This window comes from Streptomyces sp. NPDC007025, assembly GCF_042869455.1.
Classification (GTDB): domain Bacteria; phylum Actinomycetota; class Actinomycetes; order Streptomycetales; family Streptomycetaceae; genus Streptomyces.
Genome location: NZ_JBIAFT010000002.1, coordinates 323591 through 346043, shown reverse-complemented (window position 1 = coordinate 346043; position 22453 = coordinate 323591). Strand labels below are relative to the sequence as shown.

General features: G+C 73.3%; 20 protein-coding genes and 2 pseudogenes. 5 read left to right on the top strand and 17 right to left on the bottom strand.

The window, feature by feature from the left end:
• Positions 1 to 44: 44 nt before the first annotated feature.
• Positions 45 to 365: a hypothetical protein gene (locus ACFYMO_RS05195; RefSeq protein WP_366770012.1), complete on the bottom strand. Its 321-nt coding sequence runs from the start codon at positions 363 to 365 to the stop codon at positions 45 to 47.
• 171 nt (positions 366 to 536) lie between these two features.
• Positions 537 to 1337, bottom strand: a complete 801-nt coding sequence (locus ACFYMO_RS05190; RefSeq protein WP_366770013.1) for a DUF1990 family protein — start codon at positions 1335 to 1337, stop codon at positions 537 to 539.
• Positions 1338 to 1416: 79 nt separating this feature from the next.
• Between ACFYMO_RS05190 and ACFYMO_RS05185 the strand changes: the two genes are divergently transcribed.
• Positions 1417 to 1668, top strand: a complete 252-nt coding sequence (locus ACFYMO_RS05185) for a hypothetical protein (RefSeq protein WP_366770014.1) — start codon at positions 1417 to 1419, stop codon at positions 1666 to 1668.
• On the top strand, positions 1658 to 2365 hold the full coding sequence (locus ACFYMO_RS05180; protein WP_366770015.1) for a DUF1990 family protein: 708 nt from the start codon (positions 1658 to 1660) through the stop codon (positions 2363 to 2365). The genes ACFYMO_RS05185 and ACFYMO_RS05180 overlap by 11 nt, the downstream gene beginning before the upstream one ends.
• Positions 2366 to 2408: 43 nt before the next feature.
• On the opposite strand, the gene ACFYMO_RS05175 is transcribed toward ACFYMO_RS05180, so the two are convergent.
• From ACFYMO_RS05175 to ACFYMO_RS05145, 7 genes and pseudogenes are all read right to left on the bottom strand, one after another.
• Complete coding sequence (locus ACFYMO_RS05175; RefSeq protein WP_388544309.1) at positions 2409 to 4496, bottom strand: MMPL family transporter; 2088 nt, start codon at positions 4494 to 4496, stop codon at positions 2409 to 2411.
• A gap of 124 nt (positions 4497 to 4620) precedes the next feature.
• Positions 4621 to 5118: a MarR family transcriptional regulator gene (locus ACFYMO_RS05170; RefSeq protein ID WP_366770017.1), complete on the bottom strand. Its 498-nt coding sequence runs from the start codon at positions 5116 to 5118 to the stop codon at positions 4621 to 4623.
• A gap of 91 nt (positions 5119 to 5209) precedes the next feature.
• Positions 5210 to 6409, bottom strand: coding sequence for a phosphatidylserine/phosphatidylglycerophosphate/cardiolipin synthase family protein (locus ACFYMO_RS05165; RefSeq protein WP_388544641.1), 1200 nt, complete (start codon positions 6407 to 6409; stop codon positions 5210 to 5212).
• A 370-nt stretch (positions 6410 to 6779) separates the two neighbouring features.
• Entirely contained in the window at positions 6780 to 7109 is a 330-nt protein-coding gene (locus ACFYMO_RS05160) for a DUF5133 domain-containing protein (protein WP_388544306.1), read from the bottom strand.
• A gap of 925 nt (positions 7110 to 8034) precedes the next feature.
• Positions 8035 to 8874 (bottom strand): annotated as a pseudogene (locus ACFYMO_RS05155) (SigB/SigF/SigG family RNA polymerase sigma factor); the annotation flags it as partial.
• Between the two features lie 209 nt (positions 8875 to 9083).
• A complete protein-coding gene (locus ACFYMO_RS05150) occupies positions 9084 to 9458 on the bottom strand; it encodes an ATP-binding protein (protein ID WP_366770018.1) in 375 nt (124 codons plus the stop codon).
• A gap of 177 nt (positions 9459 to 9635) precedes the next feature.
• Positions 9636 to 9878 (bottom strand): DUF6411 family protein, encoded by a 243-nt coding sequence (locus tag ACFYMO_RS05145; protein WP_366770019.1) that lies wholly within the window; start codon positions 9876 to 9878, stop codon positions 9636 to 9638.
• Positions 9879 to 10272: 394 nt separating this feature from the next.
• Between ACFYMO_RS05145 and ACFYMO_RS05140 the strand changes: the two genes are divergently transcribed.
• Both ACFYMO_RS05140 and ACFYMO_RS05135 read left to right on the top strand, forming a co-directional pair.
• A complete protein-coding gene (locus tag ACFYMO_RS05140) occupies positions 10273 to 11187 on the top strand; it encodes a diiron oxygenase (protein ID WP_366770020.1) in 915 nt (304 codons plus the stop codon).
• A gap of 59 nt (positions 11188 to 11246) precedes the next feature.
• The gene (locus tag ACFYMO_RS05135) at positions 11247 to 12920 is read left to right on the top strand and encodes an FAD-dependent oxidoreductase (protein WP_388544303.1); all 1674 of its coding nucleotides are present in this window, start codon (positions 11247 to 11249) and stop codon (positions 12918 to 12920) included.
• A 223-nt stretch (positions 12921 to 13143) separates the two neighbouring features.
• Here ACFYMO_RS05135 and ACFYMO_RS05130 read toward each other — a convergent pair whose 3' ends face one another.
• From ACFYMO_RS05130 to ACFYMO_RS05120, 3 genes and pseudogenes are all read right to left on the bottom strand, one after another.
• The gene (locus ACFYMO_RS05130) at positions 13144 to 14580 is read right to left on the bottom strand and encodes an IS1182 family transposase (protein ID WP_388544638.1); all 1437 of its coding nucleotides are present in this window, start codon (positions 14578 to 14580) and stop codon (positions 13144 to 13146) included.
• Between the two features lie 92 nt (positions 14581 to 14672).
• Positions 14673 to 15293 (bottom strand): L-threonylcarbamoyladenylate synthase, encoded by a 621-nt coding sequence (locus tag ACFYMO_RS05125; protein ID WP_366770022.1) that lies wholly within the window; start codon positions 15291 to 15293, stop codon positions 14673 to 14675.
• Positions 15294 to 15394: 101 nt separating this feature from the next.
• Positions 15395 to 16002 (bottom strand): annotated as a pseudogene (locus tag ACFYMO_RS05120) (TetR/AcrR family transcriptional regulator).
• A 230-nt stretch (positions 16003 to 16232) separates the two neighbouring features.
• On the opposite strand from ACFYMO_RS05120, the gene ACFYMO_RS05115 reads away from it, so the two are divergent.
• The gene (locus tag ACFYMO_RS05115) at positions 16233 to 16454 is read left to right on the top strand and encodes a hypothetical protein (RefSeq protein ID WP_366770023.1); all 222 of its coding nucleotides are present in this window, start codon (positions 16233 to 16235) and stop codon (positions 16452 to 16454) included.
• A 105-nt stretch (positions 16455 to 16559) separates the two neighbouring features.
• On the opposite strand, the gene ACFYMO_RS05110 is transcribed toward ACFYMO_RS05115, so the two are convergent.
• From ACFYMO_RS05110 to ACFYMO_RS05090, 5 genes are all read right to left on the bottom strand, one after another.
• Entirely contained in the window at positions 16560 to 17879 is a 1320-nt protein-coding gene (locus tag ACFYMO_RS05110) for an alpha-glucosidase/alpha-galactosidase (protein ID WP_366770024.1), read from the bottom strand.
• 9 nt (positions 17880 to 17888) lie between these two features.
• Positions 17889 to 18860: a PfkB family carbohydrate kinase gene (locus ACFYMO_RS05105; RefSeq protein WP_366770025.1), complete on the bottom strand. Its 972-nt coding sequence runs from the start codon at positions 18858 to 18860 to the stop codon at positions 17889 to 17891.
• 127 nt (positions 18861 to 18987) lie between these two features.
• Positions 18988 to 19887, bottom strand: a complete 900-nt coding sequence (locus ACFYMO_RS05100) for a carbohydrate ABC transporter permease (protein ID WP_366770026.1) — start codon at positions 19885 to 19887, stop codon at positions 18988 to 18990.
• On the bottom strand, positions 19884 to 20930 hold the full coding sequence (locus tag ACFYMO_RS05095) for a sugar ABC transporter permease (RefSeq protein WP_366770027.1): 1047 nt from the start codon (positions 20928 to 20930) through the stop codon (positions 19884 to 19886). Before ACFYMO_RS05095 ends, ACFYMO_RS05100 begins: the two co-directional genes overlap by 4 nt.
• A gap of 9 nt (positions 20931 to 20939) precedes the next feature.
• A complete protein-coding gene (locus ACFYMO_RS05090) occupies positions 20940 to 22274 on the bottom strand; it encodes an extracellular solute-binding protein (protein WP_388544299.1) in 1335 nt (444 codons plus the stop codon).
• Positions 22275 to 22453 lie beyond the last annotated feature (179 nt).

Here is a 22453-nt window from a genome sequence, read left to right as displayed (position 1 = left end):
CGGGCGGAGGTCCGTGTGCGCCGGGCGCGGTGCGACGGGGGCGGTCACGCCATGGGCACTCCCACCGTCACCTCGACCTCGTCCCCCAGGGCGCGGAAGCCCCGCAGCAGCCAGGTCCGCTCCGGCAACCGGGTGCCCGCACGCGTGGTGTGGCCGGAGACGGCGAGGACGGCCTCTCCGTTGGAGGAGACCAGGATCTCGGCGTCGGTGGCGGCTCCGTCGGCGAACCGCAGCACGAGTCCGGTGGCGAGCGGGCTCTCCGCATAGGCCGCGGGCCTGCTCAGCCCCTGGATGCGCACGGACGCGCCGCGGAAGAGATGCGTGTAGGAACAGACAGCGGTGTGCGGGGCGGCGTCAGGGGGCACCGGATCCTCCGGCTCGGTCAGGGCGGGCGGGGCTCGGACGGACGGCTCCGCTCACCACCCTCCCGCACCCGCACCCGGTCCGCACGCACATCCGGTCCGCACGCGTGGCGGCGCCCCGGACCGGCGCGGATTCCGGGGGACGGTGCGGCAGCGGCCGCGAGGCCGCGGAGGTCAGCACCGGACGGCCGTCTCGCAGGAGGCCGCGGGGACACCGCGGGTCTCGATGGTGACGCCCCCCTGTACGCGGCCGCCCGCGATCGCGGCGGCGCCCAGCACGAAGTGCACCCACATGTTGAACTGGATCTCCTTGGCCACCCGCAGCCGGCTGTAGAGCAGGTCGGCCCACCAGTCGCCGGCGCGCGACCACGCCTCGACGTGGAAGCGGAGTCCGTCTCCCGGATCGTCGGCGGTGAACTGAATCTGCCCGGCCTCCAGATGCCCGTGCAGCGTGCCGAGCCGGATCGTGACCGGGTCGCGGTGGAGCACACGCACCGGACCGTCCCAGGGGCCCGGCATCTGCACCCGGTACTCGTCTCCGGGGCGTGCCGGACCGGGTCCGCCGCGCGTCTTGTGGAAGACCGCCACGGTCGAGGGTGCCGGACGGTTGAGGTCGGCGGCGACTGCGCCGATCAGCTCTTCGGGGCTCATCCGGGCGCCCTGGATCCGGACGCCGAAACGGCGGTGGAACATCGGCCCGACGCCGTCGGCGAGCCGTTTGGTGAGCTCGTCGACGCGATCACCGGGCAGCGGGGGCGGCAGGTCGCCGGAGTCCCCCGCCACCTCGCTGCGGTGCAGCGCGGTCACCCGCCACATGTACTCCCAGGACACCAGCAGGACGCCGGCCGGGAAACGCAGCAGGATGCCGATCCGCCGCCGGGCGGACGGTCTGCCCGGCCGCCTGGCCGGCGGCCGGCCGGAGTCGCGCCGGGCCCGCAACCCGATTCCCGACCGCATCCATCCCTGTACTGACATAGCGCCTATGACACCATGAAAGCGACATGAGTGGGCATCAGGGGCACTCATCTCCCCCACCCGGACCCAGGAGGTCGGCGTGCTGTTCGAAAAGCTGGTGCACGGGATCGGACTGCGCAGGACACATCTGCAACTGGCGTCGATGGGCTCCGTCGGACTCTGCATCGTCTTCTGGATGCGGGCGGCGAGCTTCGACCAGGACGAACGGGGCAACGCCGAGCGCCGCGCCCTGTTCGTCGGCCTGTGGGCGCCCACGCTGTGGGGCATCAGCCAGTCGCTGGAGGATGCCCCCGCCGGACGGCCCCGGCCGGACGGCCCGCATGCTGCGTGAGCGGCGCCTCTACCGTGCACCGGCGGTCGCCGCGCTGCACTCCCTGGCGGACCGCACGGTCAACTACGCGCCCCTGACCGGGAGCCGGGTGCCCACCTGGAACGCGCACTGGCACGTCGACTACCTCCGCCAGCCGCTCGCCCGGGAACCGGTGGGCGACCCCGTGCGGGGCGGCGCGTGGGACATCGCCTGCCGCCTGGTGCGCGACTACCAGTTCGCGGAGCCGACGATCCTGCGGGCGCTCTACCGGAGCGACACGCCGCTGCTGGGCCGGGACATGCTGCTGGAGGGCCGGTTCGCCGGACTGCGGTTCGACATGGGGGTCCGGGTGACGTCCGTGACCGACGAGACGCACGGCAGCGGTGCGTCGGAGTCACGCGTGTGGGGCTGGGCCTACCGGACCCTGGAGGGCCATCTGGAGCAGGGCGAACTCGCCTACCAGGTCGTCAAGCGGCTGCGGACCGGTGCCGTGGAGTTCCGGATCACCGGCCACTCGCGGCGGGCACCGCTGCCCAATCCCGTCGTGCGGACGGGTTTCACGGTCTTCGGGCGCTGGACGCAGCACCGCTTCTACCACGCGAGCGCCCGCAGGCTGCGGCGGCTGCTGCGCGCGGAACTCGAGGGCGCGCCCCCGCTGGCGGCAGCGGCCCTGCCGGGGTACGACAACGTCGTGCTCGCGCCGACCCCGCGCCCCTGAACACCGTCGGCGGCCGACGCCGCGGGCCGCCGACGGACAGGGTTCACCTGCGGCTGAGGACTCCCGGCCACCAGGAGAGCGGGCCGATGTCCCGGACCAGCGCCGGCACCAGGAGGGACCGCACCACCAGGGTGTCCAGAAGGACTCCGAAGGCGACGATGAAGGCGATCTGGGCGAGGAAGGCCAGCGGGATGACGGCGAGCGCCGCGAAGGTGGCGGCGAGCACGACACCCGCCGAGGTGATGACGCCGCCGGTGGCCGTCAGGCCGCGCAGCACGCCCTCCCGCACGCCGTGCCGCAGCGACTCCTCGCGGACCCGGGACATCAGGAAGATGTTGTAGTCCACGCCCAGCGCCACCAGGAAGACGAAACCGTACAGCGGCACCGAGGCGTCCGCTCCGCTGAAGCCGAGCAGTTCGCGGAAGACCAGCGCCGAGAAGCCCAGGGTGGCGAAGAAGCTCAGCGCCACGGTCGCCACCAGCAGGAGCGGCATGAGCAGCGAGCGCAGCAGCGCGACCAGGATGATCAGAATGATGACCAGGACCACCGGCACGATCAGCGCGCGGTCGCGTTCGGCCGTCCGCTGGGTGTCGTACTGCCGGGCCGTGTATCCGCCGACCAGCGCGTCGGAGCCCGGGACGGCCCGCACCGCCTCGCGCAGCCGCTCGACCGTGCGCTTGGCGGCATCGCTGTCCGCGGCGTCCTCCAGTGTGACCTGGAGGCGGACCCTGCCGTCCACGACCTGCGGCGCCCCGGCGTCCGGGCGGCCCTTCGCGCCCAGCGACACGGCCGAGGCCACGCCTTCGGTGCCGAGCGCCGCCCGCCGCACCTCCGTGCGGGCCTGCTCGTCGGTGAGCACCGTGGCCGGGTTGCCGGAGCCGCCGGGGAAGTGCTCACCGAGGGTCCGCTGGGCGGCGACGGACGGCGCGTCGTTGATGAAGATCTCGTCCAGCGGCACGCCCCGGGCGTTCAGCAGCGGCACGAAGGCGCTCGCCGCGAGCAGCACCGCGAGCGTGCAGGCCCAGATCCTGCGGGGCGCCCGGTCCACGGCACGCGCCACCCGCGGCCAGACCCCGCCCCGCGCGGACGCCTCCCGCTGCTCCGCCGAGTGCGGCAGCCTGGCCGGCCAGTAGGCGAAGCGGCCGAGAAGGGCCAGTACAGCGGGGAGGAACGTCAGGGCGCTCAGCAGGGCGCAGACGATCCCGATGGAGCCCACCGGCCCCAGGGCGCGGTTGTTGGTCAGGTCGCTGAGCAGGAGGGCCAGCAGACCCGCGACGACGGTGCCGGCGCTGGCCAGCACCGGCCCGACGGACCGCCGCAGGGCGGCCCGGACGGCGGCCTCGCGGCGGTGTCCCGCGCTCAGCTCCTCCCGGAACCGCGCGGTGAGCAGCAGCGCGTAGTCCGTGGCCGCGCCGATCACCAGGATGGACAGGATGCCCTGCACCTGCCCGTCGACGCGGACCATGTCCTCTCGGGCAAGGGCATAGACCGCCGCGCAGGCGAGTCCGAGGGCGAACACCGCACCGAGGATGATCACCAGCGGCAGCAGCACGCTGCGGTAGACCAGGACGAGGATCAGCAGCACGGCGGCGAGGGCCACCCCGAGCAGCAGTCCGTCGATTCCGGCGAACGCGTCGGACAGGTCGGCCTGGGTGGCCGCCGGCCCGGCGAGGCGCACCGTCGTCCCGGACACCTCCTCGGCGGCCGAGCGCAGCTTCTCCAGGGCTCCGGGGAGCTCCTCGCCCAGGTCGGGGCGGAGTTGGACGACGCCCTGCAGTGCCTCGCCGTCCCGGGAGGGAATCGCAGGGGTGGGGGGACCGACCGCGCCGACGCTGTCGGCGGCCCGGTCGAGCGCGCGCGAGGCGGCCCCGCGCTGCGCACGGGTGACGGACTGCCCGTCACCGGACGTCCACACCACGATGGCGGGCAGGGTCTCCTCCTGGTCGAACGCCTTCTGTTCGTCCAGGACCCTGGTGGATTCGGCGCTACGCGGCAGGAAGGCGGCCTCGTCGTTGGTGGCGACCTCGCCGAGCTTCCCCGCGAACGGTCCCAGCGCGCCGCCGACGGCGATCCAGACGACGAGCAGCAGAATCGGGATCGAGAGGCGGGCGAGACGCGGCGCGGACGGCATGCATCCTCCGGGGGCTGCGAGTGGCTGGGGAAACCAGTTCAATGCTTGGCTATCTTAATCATTGAACTAACATGTTCCGCGCCTCGCCGGCCGTCCGGCGGCGCACGCCGCCGCCGCGAAGGCGTCAGCTCCCGCCCTCGCGAAGAGCGGAGAGCTCCTCGTTCAGCAGGACGAGGAAGCGCAGCACCACGTGCTGCTCCTCGTCGTCGAGCTGCGCGCGGGCGCGGTCGGTCGCCTGGGCCAGCGGTCTGAAGTACCCGCGCGCAGCCGCCCGCGCATCACTGGGGTAGTGCAGACGGACCACCCGGCGGTCCGCCGGATCCCGGGAACGCCGCACATGCCCGGCCCGCTCCAGCCGGTCCAGGCAGGCCGTCACCGCACCGGAGGTGAGCCCCAGATGCTCCCGCAGCAGCCCCGGAGTGAGCGGCTCCTCCGCGTCGAGGATCGCGGCGAGCGCGGCGGCGTCGGTGGCGTGCAGCCCCTGCGCGGCGGCGAACCCGTGGACCAGCCGTCCGAATTCCCCGTTCATCCTGCGCAGTGCCACGGCGAACTGCTGGAGGTCCACGGGACCGGTCCCGGCGGTGCCGCCGTCCGGCTGCCGGCCCCCGTCTGCACTGCTCATCCGGCCACCCTATAGAAAGAGCCCGACCACACGGCCGCCCGCGGTCAGGCCCCGGAAACGGACGCCGAGCCGCGAAGCGGGACACCCGCTCCTACAGGAACCGGCGGATGGGGAGCACCGCCGCCTCCTTGAGGCGCTCGGCGCCCGGGCGCCGCCGCCAGCGGCCGGCGGTGATGCGCTCCGCATCGTCCCAGTCCGCGGCGAAGTGGTCGTCGAGCGTCGCCGTGAACCGCTCGTCGATGACGGCCAGCATCACCTCCTCGTCGTGTTCGAGGGAGCGGCGGTTGAGGTTCGTGGAGCCGGTGAGGGCGACGATGCCGTCGACGGTGACGACCTTGGCGTGCATCATCGTGGGCCGGTACTCGGCGATCCGCACACCGGCGCGCAGCAGGTCGTCGTATACATGCCTGCCGCCCAGCCGGGAGACGCGCTTGTCGGTGTGCGGGCCCGGGAGCAGGATCTCGACCCGCACACCGCGCCGCGCCGTCCGGCTCATCAGGTCGACGAAGTAGTCGTCCGGGGTGAAGTACGCGGTGCACAGCCGCACCCGCTCACGTGCCGACTCCAGCACGACGCGCAGCAGCGTCTGCATGTCCTGCCACCCGAAGCTCGCCGAGCCGCGGACGACCTGGACGAGGGCCGTGCCCGGGGTGTCCTGCTCGACGAACCGGTCGGCCTCGTCGAAGAGTTCGTCGTGGCATTCGGCCCAGTTCTGGGCGAAAGCGGCCGAGACGCCGTCGACCGCGGGGCCGCGCACCTCGACATGGGTGTCACGCCACTCCCCCGGGTTCCGCGCGTTTCCGCACCACTCCTGGGCGATGCCGACGCCGCCGGTGAAGGCGGTGCGCTCGTCGACGACGAGGGCCTTGCGGTGGCAGCGATGGTTCTGCTTGAAGGGCGAGACCCACATCGGCTTGCGGAACCACTGCACGGCGACGCCCGCCCGTTCCATGTCCGCCAGCAGGGACTTCTCGATGGGCCTGCTGCCGAAGCCGTCCAGGAGCAGCCGCACCCGCACGCCGTTCCGCGCCCGCTCGCCGAGTGCGCGGGCGAATTCGTGCGCGATCTCGCCCTGCCAGTACACGAACGTCATCATGTCGATGGTGTGCCGGGCTTCCCGGATCGCCCGCAGCATGGCGGGGAAGATCTCGTCACCGTTGCGGAGGACCCGCAGTGCGTTGCCCTCGGTGGCGGCGACGCCGATCAGCCGCTCCAGCCGTCTGCGTATGTAATGCTCGCGCTCGCGCACCGACTCCGCCGGCCGGTCCTCGGCACCGGCGGCGGCCTGCACGCGGGCCGGCCGCTCGGCAGCGGGCGCGGCGGCGGCCTGCGCGGACGGGGCGTCTCCCGGCACTGCCGGGTCCTGCGCCGTCACCGTCTCACCGGTCCGGACAGCGGATGGCCGGGGCGCCGGGCCGCGGAATCCTCCGGGCGCGCGCAGCTCCCCGTTGCGGAGTGCGCCACCGCTTCGGGAGCGATGCGCTCGTGTGCGGCGGGCGGCGCCGGGTGGCCCGGCGCGGTCAGGGCTGTCGTGGGCACGGTGATCCTTTCACTGGGGAGCCGTACGAGCGGGACCGGCTCGCCGGCAAGACGGGTGGGGTGGGAGTGTCAGCCGGTCCGCAGGCGGCGGGCAGCGCTGCCTGCGGGGGCGGCATGCGCTCTCACACCGCGGCGGCGGGCCGGGGCGCCTGCTGCGGCGCCTCCGGCGCCGCGACGACCGTGACCGCGATCTCCGGCGGTGCGGGGTGGTCCGCGGGGGCGTCCTCGGCGGACAGCAGCGAGTCGTCGTCGACGCGGGCGCCGGGCAGCCGGTGCCGGGCGGCGACGAGAGCCGTGTCGATGTCCCGGGTACCGGTCGAGACGCACAGCGTGTAGGCGATGTCGTTCATACGCTGCTGCACCTCGGGGGAACCGTCCTCGGCCCGCAGGACGCTCAGGGCCGCGTACTGCTCGACGAGGTCGCGGAGGACGGCGGGGTGGGCGAGCAGCATGGCAGGGGTCCCTTCAGGAGATGTGGAGGCGGAGCAGCCCGGACGAGCGGGCGCGGGGCGGCACGCGGCGGCGGGTGCGGGCCGGCGGTGCGGGGAGTCCCGTGGCAGCGGCCCGGCGGGGGCTGCTCGTTCGCGCCCCGGCCGCCCCGTATGGCGGGCGCGCCGGACGGGGTCCCGTCCCGGGGAGCGGAGGCGCCCGGGAGGCGCGGCGGCCTTCCGGTGGGCGCGGCGGTGTCGCCGGGCCCGGTACCGATCGGCACCCATGGGCTCTCCTCCCGCTGTCGTCGACGGTGCACAGCGCGGGGAGAGGCGGCTCGGGAGCACACGCGGGCCACGAGGGGCATCTCCTCCGCGTATGTGCCTGTTCTCCCAAGCACGTGATCGCACTTCTCACCGGCTTCGGCGGCGGTAAACCTCACGCCTCGCAGGGCTGCCGAACCGGCGGACAGCGGGCGCCGGCCCGGCAGCCGGGGCAGCGGCCACACCCGGCAGGGCGGGCCGCCCGGCCGGTGCCGCCGCGGTGCCCCACCGGTCAGGCGGTGCCACCGTCCGGCGCGGAGCCCCCCGCCGCGGTGGCGCGCGGCACGGGGGCATGAGGCCGGGATGCCGCCCAGCGCGTCAGCTCGGCGGCGCGGTAGAGGAGTTCGGCGCCCCGCTTGCCCGCGGCCGCCGGGAACCGCTCGTCGTTGGCGCGCGCCCAGCGCAGCGCGGCCAGGGAAATGCCGGGCAGCAGCAGCTCATGGGCCTGCCGCAGTCCCAGCAGCTCCTGGTCCTCCGGGGCCGTGTCCGGCCGGCCGGCTGCACCGGGGGACTGCCCACCGCTGTCCGCGGGGGCCGACGCGGGGTGCGGGACCGGCTGGGAAGGTGAGCTGCGGGCAGCTGCCGTGGCGCCGACTGGAGCGCGGGGCCGGTCGGGCTGCTGCGTCATGGCGGTGCGCAGCCGCGCCAACAGGCGGCTGAGGAGCCGGGAGACGTGCATCTGCGAGACTCCCAGCCGTTCGCCGATCTCGGCCTGGGTGAGTTCGTCCACGAAGCGGTGGTGCAGCAGGATCCGGTCGCGTTCGTCCAGTTCCGCGATCAGCGGGGCCAGCGTCTGGAAGTCCTCCACCAGTTCGAAGGCCGGGTCGGGTCCTCCGATGCAGTCCGCGAGGGCCCGGCCGTCCCCGGTGCCGCCCGCGACTGCGGCGTCCAGCGAGGTGGTGGTGTAGCCGTTCGCGGCCTTGCGCGCCTCGATGACCTCGCTCTCGGGCAGCGACATGAGCGCCGCGAGCTCCGCCACCGTCGGTTCCCGGTCGAGCCGGGAGCGCAGTTCCTCGTCGGCGCGCGCGAGCTGCTCCCTGGCCTCCTGGAGCCGCCGGGGGACGTGCACCGCCCAGGTGGTGTCGCGGAAGAACCGCCGGATCTCCCCCACGATGCACGGGACGGCGAACGTGGTGAAGGCGACCTCCCGCGAGACCTGGAACCGCTCGATGGCCTTGATCAGCCCGATGGTGCCGACCTGGACGACGTCCTCCAGGTCCTCGGGACGGGTGGAGAACCTGGATGCCGCGTAGCGGACCAGGGACAGGTTCATCTCGATGAGGGTGTTGCGGACGTACTGGTACGCGTCCGTGCCCTCCTCCAGTTCGTCCAGCCGGGCGAGGAACTGCTTGGTCAGCGCCCGGGCGTCCCTGGCGGGGATCCGGGAGGGCGACTCGATCACAGGGAGACCGGTACCCCCGCGAGAACCGATGTGCCCGCGTTCCGTCGAATCGGTCACCGTCATGAGCGCCTCATCTCCCTCGGACTGCGCGCCGGCTTCCGTGCGCGGCGGCCGCCTCCCGGCCGCACTCTCCACCTGCCCGCGAAACGCGAGGCCATGGCACCCGAATCGGCGATTCATCTCACTCGTCCGTCCCGGCTCCGGGCCCCGACGGAACCGGAAGTCGCCGCTCCATGCGCGCGGAAGGCACTTCCGGCCACGTCGGGGGCCGCTCAGGCAGCCTGCGCGGGCAGGTCGGGCCAGCGCGCGCTGACCGTCTTGCCGGGGCCGCCGACGGTGACTTCCACCGAAGGGGTGAGCGCGTGCACCAGGTGCATGCCCCACCCGCCGGAACCGTCCAGTGCACCGCTGCGCACGCCGGGCAGTTCCCGGCTCGCGTCCCGCACCTCGGCACTCAGGACCCCGCCGGCCCGGTCGATCACCAGCAGCCAGGAGCCCGATGTGTGGCGCTCGGCGTTGACGACGAGTTCGGTGACCACGGTTCCCACCGTGGCGGCGTCGACGCTCGGGCAGTGTTCCGCCACGTAGGCGGCGGCCAGGGCACGGGCGTCGGCGACGGACGCTTCGCCGGAATGAAGTGACAACACGACGTTCCTCCTCTTCCGTTCGCCTCCCGTATGCCCGACCGCACCGCTCGACACACACCTCGACGAGCCCGCCTGTGAGACCTGAGCGAGACGGAATGGAGCCGGAATGTCACCTTTTCGTACCGTCATACACCGGCAGTTCGCCATCCGGTGCCGACCGGCGCGCCGACGGGGCGCTCAGAGCGGAAAGCGCCCGCGCGCCCTGCGCCCTGCCGAACCGCTCCGCCCGACGGCCTTCTGGCTGCTGCGGAAGGGCTTGCTGAACAACCGGCCCAGTACTCCCGGAGCCTTGCCCGCGGTGCGGGTTCCGGCGCCCAGTGTCCGCTGGGTCCCCCGCTCCGGGCGGCGGGACAGCCGCGGCGCGAGAAACGCCAGGACGAGCAGGACCACGCACACCGCGACGATGCCTACGACGGCCATGATGCAGCACCCTCCCTGAGTTCGGCGGTCGTCGCGCCGGGTGCGCGCCACCGCGTCGGGAGCCGCCGGGTGTCCGCCCTCCCGCGGAGCAAACCGCCGCGCATGCACGGCCGGACGCACCCGGGGTGCCTCACGCTCCCCCTCGCCCGCCGACGCAGGCGGGAGCGGCCGCCCGGGGCCGCTTTCTTACTGGAGGGTAGGCACGATCCACCCCTTGTTATACAGTCCGTCTAACAAGAGAGCCCGGGGTGCCTCGGCTTCCGCTCCGCCGAGCGCACCGGCGGCCCGGCCCGCAGAGCCTGGATCCGGGCACACCCCCACCGGCACACCAGCACCCGTACCGCACCGACGGGGGCCGGGAACGGCCCGCTGTCCGAACCCGAGGAGTCGCAGCATGGCAAGCAGCATCACCCGGCCGGACCTTCCGCAGCTCTCCGAGGAGGACGGCGTCGCCCGGCGGCTGCTGGACTCCTCGGCGAAGCTGTCCTACGACCCGCTCACCGACGTCGACTGGGACACCCCGCTGGACGAGGACTTCCACGGCACGAGCCCGGAGTGGAGCACCCTGTTCGGCACCGCCTACTGGGGCGAGCTGACCGACGCTCAGCGCAAGGAACTCACCCGCCAGGAAGCCGCCTCTGTGGCAGGCACCGGCATCTGGTTCGAGATGATCCTTCAGCAGATGATTCTGCGCGACGTCTACGCCAAGGATCCGTCCCAGGAGACCGTCCAGTGGGCGCTGACCGAGATCGCCGACGAGTGCCGGCACTCGATCATGTTCGCCCGCGGGGCCAAGAAGCTCCGGGCGCCCGCCTACCAGCCCCGGCGCCTGGCCCGCGAACTCGGCCGGGCCTTCAAGACCCTCGCCTTCGGGGAGGCCGCCTACGCGGCGATCCTGGTGGCCGAGGAGGTCCTCGACGTGATGCAGCGGGACTGGATGCGCGACGAGCGGGTCGTGCCCTTCGTCCGCACCATCAACAACATCCACGTCGTCGAGGAGTCGCGGCACATGAAGTTCGCGCGCGACGAGACGCGCAAGCGGCTGGCCAAGGCCGGCTGGCTGCGCCGCCAGCTCAACGCGTTCGTCATCGCCGTCGCCTCCTACGTGATCGTCACCAGCATGGTGAACCGGAAGGTGTACGCCACCGCCGGCCTGGACGAGAGCCGCGCGCTCCGCGAGGCGGCGGCCAACGAGCACCACAAGTCGATGCTGCGGTCGAGCTGCGCGGGACTGATGGAGTTCCTGGCCTCGGCCCGGCTGCTGACCAGGCCGGCGCTGGTCTTCTACAAGCGCGCCCACCTGATCTGACCCCGCCCGCCCGCGCCGCGGCGCTCCCACCGCCGCACGCCGCACACGGAACCGGCCCCATGACCTACGCCATCAGTCAGAACTGCTGCAACGACGCCACGTGCATCTCCGTCTGCCCGGTCAACTGCATCCACCCCACCCCCGGCGAGCGCGACTTCGGCAGTACCGAGATGCTCTACATCGACCCCGCCGCGTGCATCGACTGCGGAGCCTGCGCGGACGCCTGCCCGGTGGACGCGGTCTTCCCGGTGGAGAGCCTCACCGGTCCGCAGCGGGCGTACGCCGAGATCAACGCCGCCTACTACGCCGACGCGCCCGCGCCCCGACCCGCGGCGGACAGCCCCAACTTCCACTCCTGGAGCGAGCCGTCGTTCCCGCGGACCCTGCCCTCCGACTTCACCGCGCCCCGAGTGGCGATCGTCGGCACCGGTCCGGCCGGCATGTACGCCGCGGAGGACCTGCTACTGCACACGGCGGCCGAAGTGACCCTGCTGGACCGGCTCCCGGTGGCCGGCGGACTGCTCCGGTACGGGGTCGCGCCCGACCATCCGGCGACCAAGGGCATCGGTGACTCCTTCGCCCGGTTCCACAGCCACCCGCGGGTGCGGATGCTGCTGGGTGTCGAAGTGGGCCAACAGGTCACGGCGGAGGAGGTGAGCGCCCACCACGACGCCGTCGTCTACGCGGTGGGGGCACCCGGTGACCGGCGGCTGGGGATCCCCGGCGAGGAGACGGCCGGCTCCCTCGCCGCCACCACCTTCGTCGCCTGGTACAACGCCCATCCTGACGTTCCGGCCGACGCGATCGACCTGTCCGCGCCGCGCGTCGTCGTGGTCGGCACCGGCAACGTCGCCCTCGACGTGGCCCGCATCCTGCTGACCGACCCGGAGGAGCTGGCCGGTACGGACATCGCCGACCACGCCCTGGCGGCCCTGCGCGCGAGCGCCGTGCGGGAGGTCGTGCTGCTGGGCCGCCGCGGCCCGCAGGACGCCGCCTGCACCCGGCCCGAACTCCGCGCGCTGACCAGCATGTCCGGGGTGCGGCCGGCCGTGGACGACCACGACCCGCGTACCGGCGCGGCGATCGACGCCGCGGGTCCGCAGGAGAAGGCCGCCCTGCTCCGCGGCATCCCCCGCGAGCGGATGGACTACTCCGCTCCGGCTGCCTCCGGCCCCCGGCGCCTGGTCTTCCGCTTCCACTCGGCGCCCGTCGAGGTACGCGAGGCCGTCGGCGACGGCCGGGCGGCACGCGGCGACCTGGACGTCCGGGTCACCGGGGAGGCGGGCGGTACCGGCATCCGGGCGGGGATGCTGCTGCGGGCCGTCGGCTACCGGGGCGCGCCGGTCCCCGGGCTGCCCTTCGACGAGAAGAGCGGGACCGTCCCGCACGAGAGCGGGCGGGTGACCGGCCTGACCGGCAGCTACGTGGTGGGCTGGATCAAGCGGGGCCCGACCGGGGGCATCGGCGCCAACCGCTCCTGCGCGGCCGGGACCGTCGCGACGCTGCTGGGCGACGCGGCCGACGGCTCCCTTCCGCAGCCCAGCGGCTCCGCGAAGGCGTTCCGACGGCTGGCCAAACGCCGCAGCAGCCATGTGGTCGACGCGCGGGGGCTGGCGGCCATCGACCGCGCCGAGCAGGCGCGCGGCCGCCGCGCCGGCAGGCCCCGCAGCAAGCTGGCCACCGTGCCCGCGCTCGTGGACGCCTCCAAGTCCAGGCTCCCGCTCCCCCGCTGACCGGCGAAGCGGCCGGACCGGTGCGGCACCCGGGGACGGACACATCCGGGAACGCCCTCCCCGGCCGTCCCCGTCCGACCCTCCGGGTTCCCGTGCCGGCTCCGTTGCCCGGACCGCCCCGCCCCGCCCCGGGGACACCGCGCGGGGCGGCCGGCGGCCGCTAGAAGACTGATGAAGATCTTGCTGAGGGGTTGTCCGGCCGGAGGCCGGGCGGCCCCTCAGGTCATCCGGTGGCTATGCCGAGGTGCCAGGTGTGGTTGGTGCGGGTGAGGCCGAGGTTGATCAGGCGGCGGAGGTTGAGGGCGGCTGCCCGGTGGTGGAGCCAGGTGTTGTTGCGGCGGGCATCGGCCATCAGATCGTGGTGGGGCCGGATCGTGACGATGCGGTCGGCCCTGGCCTTGGTGCACCGATTCCGCAGTTCGCAGCCGACGCACTGCTCTGCTGTGAAGACGGCTTTGCGCTGGTGGCGCATGCCGGAAGGCGGCCGTAGTTCAGCGGTTCGTCCCCGCGGGCAGACCACTGTGTTCCCCGTGGTGTCGATGGCGAAGTCGTCCACGGTGAACCCGCCAGGGACGACCGGCCGCAGCGGAGCGGGCTTGAGGAACAGCCGGTGCCCGGCCGCCGTGAGAGCGGCCCGGGCCTCTGTGGTGCAGTAGGCGGTGTCACCCAGGACGTCGAGCGGACCGTCTTCGTCGGCCAGCAGGCCGAGCCCGATGACCGCTTCGTGGTGGGCCGGCCCTGCCCCGGGGGTGAGCTCGACGGCGGTGACCAGCCCGGTCTCCGGCTCCATGGCCAGGTGGGCCTTGAAACCGTCCTGGTAGTGGGAACGGGTCTTGTGGACGTGCCGGCTGTCGGGGTCAACGGTGGAGACCACCCGCTCGGACGCGGTGCCCCGGCTGATCCTCCAGCGGCCGTCCTGCCCGTCCGAGCCGTCCGCGGGCTCGACGTCCTGGCCCGCGACCAGGGCCAGCAGCCCGACCGCGTTCGCCGCCTTCTCCCCGAGATCCTGGTTGGGCAGATGCCCCAGGAGCCGCAGGGCGTCGCCGACGAGAGCGTCGGCCAGGGCGGCTCGGGCCTCCTCGTCGTTCCAGGCGATCCGCGGTTTGCCCGGCGACGAGTAGTCGTGCGCGGTGCACTGCCTGGCCGCGACGTCGGACGCTCCGGGAACTGCGCGGATCACCGCCCGGATCGCGGACACCAGCTGGGTGATGGTGTCCTGGGTGGCCACCGCATCGTCCAGCACGGTGGAATCCAGTGCCCTGCGCTGCTTGCCCTTGAGCACGCCGGTGGCCCGTACGACCTTCCGCACCGCGTCGAAGATCCGGTGCGGACGGGCAGAGCGGGCCAGCCGCCGCCGGAAGTACGACAGCAGCGACGGATCGAACGCCGTGTCATGCAGGCCCAGCCCGCACGCGGCCTTCCAGCGCAGGTCACACCGCAATTCCTGAACGGTCTCGAAGTCCGACAAGCCGTGCAGGGACTGCAGCACCACCGCCGCGGCCAGAACCTGCGGCGGCATACTGGACCGCCCGTCCGCCGACGGATACATGTCCGCGAACATCTCCGCCGGGAACAACACCGCACGATGTTCCGCCAGGAACGCGAAGACACTCCCCGCCGGGATCAACTCCCGACACAACTCCCACACGTCCGGCCCGATCGTCTCCCCGGCCCACTCCCCTTGAACCACCACACAAGTCTGGCCCCACCGCTGACACGGAGGGGCCAGAACCCGAGATCTTCATCAGTCTTCTAGGAGAACAGTGCGGGGTCGCCCGCCCCGGTACGCACGATCTCGACCGTGTCCCCGGAGAAGTCCACCACCGTGGTGGGCTCGGTTCCGCAGTCGCCGGAGTCGACCACGGCGTCCACGACGTGGTCGAGCCGTTCCTTGATCTCCCAGCCCTGGGTCATCGGTTCGTCCTCGTCCGGGAGCAGCAGGGTGCTGGAGAGCAGCGGCTCGCCGAGTTCGGCCAGCAGCGCCTGGGTGACCACGTGGTCGGGGATGCGGACGCCGACGGTCTTCTTCTTCGGATGCAGCAACTTGCGCGGCACCTCCTTGGTCGCCGGGAGGATGAAGGTGTAGCGGCCCGGCGTGGCCGCCTTGACCGCGCGGAACACGTCGTTGTCCACGTGCACGTACTGGCCGAGCTGCGCGAAGTTCTGGCAGACGAGCGTGAAGTGGTGGCGTTCGTCGAGGTCGCGGATGGAGCGGATGCGGGACAGGCCGTCACGGCTGCCCGGCCGGCAGCCCAGCGCGAAGCAGGAGTCCGTCGGATACGCGATGAGCGCGTCCGCACGGATGCTCTCGACCACGGTGTTGATGGTCCGTCGCTGCGGGTTCTCGGGGTGCACGTCGAAGTACTTCGCCATCCACCGAGCCTAAGGCGTCTCCGCCGGGCCGTGACCCGCCGGACGGGGTGCGGCGGCGCCGCCCGGAAGGGCTGGTGCGCCGGCCGGTACGCGCGGCGCGGTCACGGTCCGCCGTCCCCCCTGGGGTGGTCCTCGCGGGGATGGTCCTCCCGGGGGCGGTCGAGCACCAGGTCGGCGGCGTGCGCCCGCACCTCGGCCCGCGTCCTGCCCTGGTAGTCGGCGGCGATGAAGTGCTCGCCGATCGCCACGCAGAAGGCGAGCATGCTGCGCGCCTCGACCTCGTCGGGGTCGGGGCCGGGGTCGGGGCAGAAGGTGCCGATCATCTCGCGCAGCAGCGCCATCCGCCGGTTGTCCACCCTGCGCAGGCGTTCGGCGACCGCGGCGTCCCGGCGTGCCCAGTCGCGGATCGCGAGATCGATGGGGAGGAGCCGGTCGCCGGAAAAGGTCAGCGCCCCGGCCCGCTGGATCTTGGTCTTCGGGTCACCGCCCTCGCGCTCGACGCGGTCGATGACCCCGTCGACGCTCTCCCGCTCCCAGGTGTCGAGCATCGCAGCGCCTCGCGGTCGGCGAAGTAGCCGTAGAAGCCCCCCTTGGTGACGCCGAGGCGCTTGGCCAGCACTTCGACGCGGACCGCGTCCGGGCCGCCGAGGGCCAGCGCCCGCAGCCCCTCCTCGACCCACCGGCTCCGGGGGGTGCGCGCAGCGCCCACGATGCCTTCCACCTCGCCTCTCACCCGCATATCCGGCCTCGCACACGGGCGCGGCAGACGTCGTGTACGCCATCGTATGGCCGAGCCGGATCAGTGGCCGGACGGGAGACGGCGGAGAGCGGCCCCGGGCGGGAGCCCGGCCCGCCGTGCGGGTGGGCGTGTCCGCGGCGGACCTGGGCTCGTTGTCCTGGTGATCCGTTGTGCGGTACCGACAGCCGGGAGGAAACCGGATGCACACGCGAGCGCTGGCGCTGGGAATGCTGACCGCCGGAGCGGCCCTGCTGGGAACGGCCACCGCGGCACAGGCCGCGGTGGCCGACAGCGGGCCGCGGCCGTCGGCCGCCCCGGCCGGTGGCGGTGCGGGCGAGCTCGGGCTCGGCACCCTCATCTCCCAGCCCGAGCAGCAACTGCGCACCCTGGGGGAAGAGGCTCAGCGGTACGGGCAGCGCTGAGCCGGGCGGCGTACGCGCCGCCCGCGGACACCCGGACGTGCCGGAGGTGCCGGAACCGGGCGCCCCGCCCCGGAAGAACGTGCCGGTCCGGCCCCCTGAGGACGGTCAGCTTCCCAGCGGCTTCCGCAGCCCCGGCTGGAGGCGGTCGCCGTGCGCTTCCACCATGGCGTCGCACAGCTCCCAGATCCGCTCCGGCGGCAGCGCCGCGGCCGTGGCCGGGTCGGTCATGGCGGCCTGGCGGACACGGACCGGCGCGTCCTCCAGCGCCGCACGCACCACCAGGTCGGTGGTGCTGAGGTAGGTGCGGTTGAGAGCGGCCAACTGGGCGGGCAGCGGGCCGTTCCGGGTGGGGCTGACACCGGATCCGTCCACCAGGCAGGGCACTTCCACCACGCCCTCGGACGGCAGATTGCCGATCAGCCCGCGGTTGGGGACGTTTCCGTAGACGGTGCGGGGCGTGCCGGTGACGACGCTGTGGATGATCTGCGGCGCGTACTCCATCGTCCCCTCGGCCTGAAGGGCACGCCCGGTGGCCAGCGCGTCCCGCGTGCTCTCGTATTCGGCGACGTTCTCCGCGACGATGTCCAGATAGGCGCCGATCGGCAGCCGCAGGCGGGCGATCTCGCTGTCGTGGTGCAGGTACCAGGGCACGTACTCGGCCGAGTGCTCGCTGGTCTCGGTCGGGTAGTAGCCCAGCCTGCGGTACATGTCGACGCGGGTGCGGCGGCGCAACTGCGGGTCGCGCTCGATCAGCGCGTCGAGCCGGGGGTAGAGATCCGTGCCTCCGTACCGGAACTCCAGCACCCACGCCTGATGGTTGACACCAGCGGCGCGGTAGGTGACGTCCTCGTAGGGCACACCGACGAGTTCGGCGAGTCCGTGCATGGTCCAGTGGACCGAGTGGCACAGTCCCACCACCCGCGTGAGTCCGGTGGCCTGGGCGAGGTACTGCACGTTCATGGCCATCGGGTTGGTGTAGTTCAGCAGCCATGCGTCGGGGCAGACCTCGGCGATGTCCGCGCCCAGCGACCTGAGCAGAGGGAAGGTGCGCAGCCCCCGGAAGATGCCGCCGATGCCGAGCGTGTCGCCGATGGTCTGGCGTACGCCGAACCGGGCGGGCACCTCGAAGTCGGTACGGGTGGCCTCGCCCATGCCCACCTGGACGCTGTTGATGACGAAGTCGGCGCCGGTGAGCGCGGCGCGCCGGTCGGTGTGCGCGGTGATGTGCGGGGTGGCGCCGTGTGCCGCCGCGATCTGCCGGGCGGCGGCCTCGGCCGTCGCCAGCCGTTCGGGGTCGATGTCGTGCAGGGCGATGCGGGCGTGCCGCAGCTCGGGGAAGGCGAACAGGTCGCTGAGCAGCCCTTGGGTGAAGACGACGCTTCCGGCGCCGACGAAGGTGACAGCGGGGGCGGTGCTGGTGGTCATGACGCTCTCTCAGTCGGTCGTGGCGGCGGGAGCGGCCGCACGGGCGGCGGCTTCCTGCCAGGTGGGTTGGGACGAGGTGCCGCCGTGGGCCCGGGTCGACAGGGCGCCGCAGGCGGCGGCCAGCTCCAGCGCGGCGGTGAGCGGCAGTCCGGCGAGGTGGGCGGCGATGAACCCGGCGTCGAAGCTGTCGCCCGCGCCGACGGTGTCGCGCGGGGTGAGGGGAGCGCCGCGGACCTGCACCGGGGTGTGCCCGTCGTGGGCGAGGGCGCCCTCGGCGCCGTTCTTGACGACGGTCACCGGCCCCCGCGCGGCCAGCAGCGCGGCTGCGGCCGCGGGCGAGCCGCCACTGCCCGGCCCGGCGAGCGCGACGGCCTCGGCCGCGTTGGGCAGCAGGAAGTCCGTGACGGGGAGCAGGGCGGCCAGCCCCTCGGGGTCCCAGCGGCCGGCCGGGTCGTCGTTGGTGTCCAGCGAGGTGGTGGCTCCGTGGCGGCGGGCGGTGCGCAGCAGTGCGGGCAGCGCGGGTGCCAGTTGCGGCAGCAGGAAGTAGGAGGCGGCGTGGACGTGCCGGGCGGCGCTCAGCAGTCCGGACGGAATGTCCCGGCTGCCGGTGGCCGCGAGGACTCCCGGGCTGGTGAGGATGGCCCGGTCGGCACCGGAGTCGCCGCTCCGGGTGACGGCCACGGTCAGCGGGGTGGGGAGTTCCGGGTCGGTGCGGAGCGCCGAGGTGTCGACCCCGCGCTCGGTGAGCGCCTCGCGGACGAACCGGCCTGCCGCGTCGTCGCCGACGCGTCCGGCGAGTGCGACCGACAGTCCCAGCCGGGCCGCGCCGCAGGCCGTGATCGCGGCCGAGCCGCCGAGGGTGAGGGTGCCGGAGCCGACGAGCTGCTCCCGCTGTCCGAAGGCGAGCGGGCCCGCCAGTGGTCCGACGACCACATCGGGGTTGGCGTCGCCGAGCACGACCAGATCGAAGCTGTGGGGCATGGTTCCTTCCAGGAATGCGGGACACGCCGCGCAGGCGGCGGTCACGACGAGCGGCGGGAGCGGTGCCCGGCGTGCGCGGCGTCGGCGGCCGCAGGTCAGGACCGGGGCGCGGGTGCGGGTGCGGTGCTCATCCCTTGAGACCGGTCGAGGTCAGGGAGCGGATGAACGACTTCTGCGCGCCGAGGAAGGCCAGCAGCACCGGCAGCACGGTCAGCACGTTGCCGGCCATGACGGCCGACCACTTGGTGTGGTGCTGGCCCTGGAAGGTGGTGAGGCCCAGTTGCAGCGTGTACTGGGTGTCGTGGTTGATGGCGATCAGCGGCCAGGTCAGGTCGTTCCAGGTGGTCAGGAACGTCAGGACGGCGACGGTGCTCAGCGCGGGCCGGGACAGCGGCAGGACGAGGGTGAAGAGCACCCGCAGCCGCGAGCAGCCGTCGAGCCAGGCGGCCTCCTCCAACTCGCGGGGCAGCGAGAGGAAGAACTGCCGGAGCAGGAACACGGCGAACGGCGTGACCAGCGACGGCACGATCAGCGCACCGAGTGTGTCGATGAGGCCGAGCCGCTTCATCACCAGGAAGGTGGGAATCATGGTGAGCTGGAACGGCACGGCCATCGTGGCCAGCATCAGCACCAGCAGCACCTTGGAGCCGGTGAACCGCATCCGGGCGAAGGCGTAGCCGCCCAGCGACCCGAACAGCAGATTGGCGGCGACGGCCACGGCCGAGACGAGGAGCGAGTTGCCGAACCAGCGCGGGAACAGCGCGTTGCCCAGCACGTAGCGGTATCCGTCCGGGTCGATGCCCGAGGGCAGCAGGGCCGGTGGGAAGCGGTTGATCTCGGCGTCGCTCATCACGGAGCTGAGCAGCAGCCACACCAGTGGCAGTGCGAACAGCAGGGCCAGCGGGGCCAGCAGCAGATGCCAGGCGCTGAAGGGCAGCCGCGGCCGACGTGAACCGGGCGCCGGGCCGGTGACGGAGGCCGTGCTCCGGGGCGGTGTGCCGGCCCGCGGCGCGGTGGTGAGGGTCATCGTGCGGTTCCTTCCGTGCGCAGGCCGGGCGTGTCGGCCGTCGCGGGGCGGGACGCACCGGCCGGGCGGTCCGCGCGGCCGCGGACGATCCGCAGCACGGCACCGGCCAGGGCCAGCGCCACCGCCAGCACATAGGCGGCCGCGGCTCCGTATCCGGCGGTGAAGCTCTTGAACGCCTGCTCCCAGATGAAGTAGACGATCACCGTGGTGGAGCCGAGCGGACCGCCCTTGGTCGTGACGTACACCAGGTCGAACACCTGCAGGGACTGGATGGTCTGCCACAGCACGAGGAAGACGGAGACCGGCGCGAGTGCGGGCAGGGTGACGTGCCGCAGCACGTGCCGGCGTCCGGCACCGTCCAGCCGGGCCGCCTCGATCAGCGACGCGGGGACGTCCTGGAGCGCGGCGAGGTAGACGACCACGCAGAAGCCGGTGCCGCTCCACAACGTGATGGCGACCAGGACGGCGAGCGCCTGTCCGGGGTCGGTGAGGAAGCCCTGCGGCGACAGTCCCAGGCGTGAGAGCACCGAGTTGGCGACCCCGAACTCGGGGTCGAGGATGAAGGAGAAGAGCACGCCCTGCGCGGTCGCGGAGACCACGAACGGCACGAAGATCAGCGTGCGGTAGAGACCGACCAGGCGGATGCGGCGGTTCAGCGCCAGGGCCAGCCCCAGCCCGCCGGCCAGGCTCAGCGGGACGAACAGCACGGTGTACAGCAGGGTATTGCGGACCGCCTGGCTGAAGTGCGGGTCGGCGCTCAGTGCCCGGTAGTTGTCCAGGCCCACCCAGCGGCTGGGCGTGACCAGGTCGTTGGCCTGGAAGGAGAGCAGCAGCGACCAGACCACGGGCAGCACGCTCAGTCCCAGGATGATCAGCACGGCGGGGGCGACGAAGGTCCAGGCGGTGGTGGTCTCCCGGCGGCGCGCGTCCGGGCGGCGGCGCGGTCGCCCTCGGCGCCGGACCCCGGCCGGTCCCGGTCCGGTGGTCCCGGTGCTGCCGGCGGGCGGGTCCCCGACCGTCAGCGGCGGCGGATGATGTGGCATCTGGGCTCCTCAGCGGGGGATCAGCAGAGCGGCGTCGGCTTCGTCGGCGCAGGCGCGCATGGCGGCCGCGGGGCTGCTGCGGCCGAGCAGCACCGAGACGAGGGCCTGTCCCAGCGCCTGGGAGACCTGGGGGTAGACCGGATGCGTGGGCCGGACGCGGGCGCCTTCCAGCGCCTCGGTGAAGGTGGCCAGGCCCTCGGTGCGGCGGGCCTCGCGCTGCCAGCGCGGCAGCGCCCGGGCGTGTCTGCTCAGCGGCAGGCTGCCCGCGTCCGCGCCCCACCGCACGTCCTGCGCGGGCCGCATGAGCCAGTCCACGAAGGTGCGGGCGGCCCGCACCCGCGCGGCACCGTTGTCGAAGACGGTCCAGGTGTCGGGGCCGGAGATGGTGACGGGGCGTCCGGAGAAGCTGGGCAGCGGGACCACTCGGTAGTCGATTCCGGCCTGTCGGATGTCCGGGAGCTGCCAGGGGCCGGTGACCGCCATGGCCATCCGGCCGCCCTGGAAGACCTGGTACATCTGCTCGCCGCCGGGCTTGGGGTCGACGTAGACGCTCCGGTCCCGGACGAGGTCCTCGACGACCTCCAGCGCGCGCACCCCCTGCCGCGCGAAGCCGATGCTGCGCCCGTCGTCCCCGATGACGTCACCGCCCAGATCCCAGATCATGGGCCACAGCCGCCAGACGGTGTCCTCGTCGCCGGCGCCCGGCCAGCCGGTGCCGAACCGGCCGCCTCCGCGGTCGGTGAGCCTGCGTGCCGCGGAGACGAAGTCGCGCCACCGCCAGCCGGCCCGCGGCAGCGGTACACCCGCCTGCGCGAAGAGCTTCTTGTTGCAGACGACGGCGAGCGCGTCCAGCAGCGCGGGGGCGGCGCGGACCCGGCCGTTGAGGGTGACGGCCGTGCGGGCGGGGGCCCAGTAGTTCTTCCACGGGGTGCCTGCGGAGCCGACGGTGCCGCCGAGGTCGACGACCTGGGGGCTGCGGGCGACGTTGGCCAGGTCGGAGCCGAAGACGTAGGCGATGTCGGGATAGGCGCCCGAGGCCAGGGCCGCGGTGATCTTCTGCAGCATCGAGTCGGCGAGCACTCCGCCTCCCATGTCCACCCGGATGTGCGGGTGGCTGCGGTGGAAGTCGGCGACCAGCCGGCGCAACGCGGCCCGCGCGGTGTCGGCCTGGCCATGCCACAGCTCGATGGTGACCCGTCCGTCGGCTCCGGCTCCGTCCCCCCGGCCGGTACCGCAACCGGGGAAGGCGGCCCCGGCCAACGCGGTGAGCGCCAGCGCGCCGCCTCGGCGCAGCACCCTGCGACGCGGGGGCGACGGGGCGTTGACGCTCGGGGGTACGGCCATCGGTGCCTCCGGGAAGGTGCGGGCGGCGGAGCCGCGGTAGGGGGAACGGGATGCTGTGGGATGCGGGGCGCGGAGCCCGCTCCCGGGGTACCGGGAGGTTCCGGGGCGCGGGCGCCCGGGCGGAGGTCCGGCGGCTGTGCCGGGCGGGGGGCGGCGGGCCCCGGCCGGGACGCTGCGCC

Coding starts and splice junctions, on each gene's coding strand:
- ACFYMO_RS05190 (WP_366770013.1), bottom strand. CDS start 1,337: ATGTCAGTACAGGGATGGATGCGGTCGGGAATCGGGTTGCGGGCCCGG.
- ACFYMO_RS05180 (WP_366770015.1), top strand. CDS start 1,658: ATGCTGCGTGAGCGGCGCCTCTACCGTGCACCGGCGGTCGCCGCGCTG.
- ACFYMO_RS05175 (WP_388544309.1), bottom strand. CDS start 4,496: ATGCCGTCCGCGCCGCGTCTCGCCCGCCTCTCGATCCCGATTCTGCTG.
- ACFYMO_RS05170 (WP_366770017.1), bottom strand. CDS start 5,118: ATGAGCAGTGCAGACGGGGGCCGGCAGCCGGACGGCGGCACCGCCGGG.
- ACFYMO_RS05160 (WP_388544306.1), bottom strand. CDS start 7,109: ATGCTGCTCGCCCACCCCGCCGTCCTCCGCGACCTCGTCGAGCAGTAC.
- ACFYMO_RS05145 (WP_366770019.1), bottom strand. CDS start 9,878: ATGGCCGTCGTAGGCATCGTCGCGGTGTGCGTGGTCCTGCTCGTCCTG.
- ACFYMO_RS05140 (WP_366770020.1), top strand. CDS start 10,273: ATGGCAAGCAGCATCACCCGGCCGGACCTTCCGCAGCTCTCCGAGGAG.
- ACFYMO_RS05135 (WP_388544303.1), top strand. CDS start 11,247: ATGACCTACGCCATCAGTCAGAACTGCTGCAACGACGCCACGTGCATC.
- ACFYMO_RS05125 (WP_366770022.1), bottom strand. CDS start 15,293: ATGGCGAAGTACTTCGACGTGCACCCCGAGAACCCGCAGCGACGGACC.
- ACFYMO_RS05115 (WP_366770023.1), top strand. CDS start 16,233: ATGCACACGCGAGCGCTGGCGCTGGGAATGCTGACCGCCGGAGCGGCC.
- ACFYMO_RS05110 (WP_366770024.1), bottom strand. CDS start 17,879: ATGACCACCAGCACCGCCCCCGCTGTCACCTTCGTCGGCGCCGGAAGC.
- ACFYMO_RS05105 (WP_366770025.1), bottom strand. CDS start 18,860: ATGCCCCACAGCTTCGATCTGGTCGTGCTCGGCGACGCCAACCCCGAT.
- ACFYMO_RS05100 (WP_366770026.1), bottom strand. CDS start 19,887: ATGACCCTCACCACCGCGCCGCGGGCCGGCACACCGCCCCGGAGCACG.
- ACFYMO_RS05095 (WP_366770027.1), bottom strand. CDS start 20,930: ATGCCACATCATCCGCCGCCGCTGACGGTCGGGGACCCGCCCGCCGGC.
- ACFYMO_RS05090 (WP_388544299.1), bottom strand. CDS start 22,274: ATGGCCGTACCCCCGAGCGTCAACGCCCCGTCGCCCCCGCGTCGCAGG.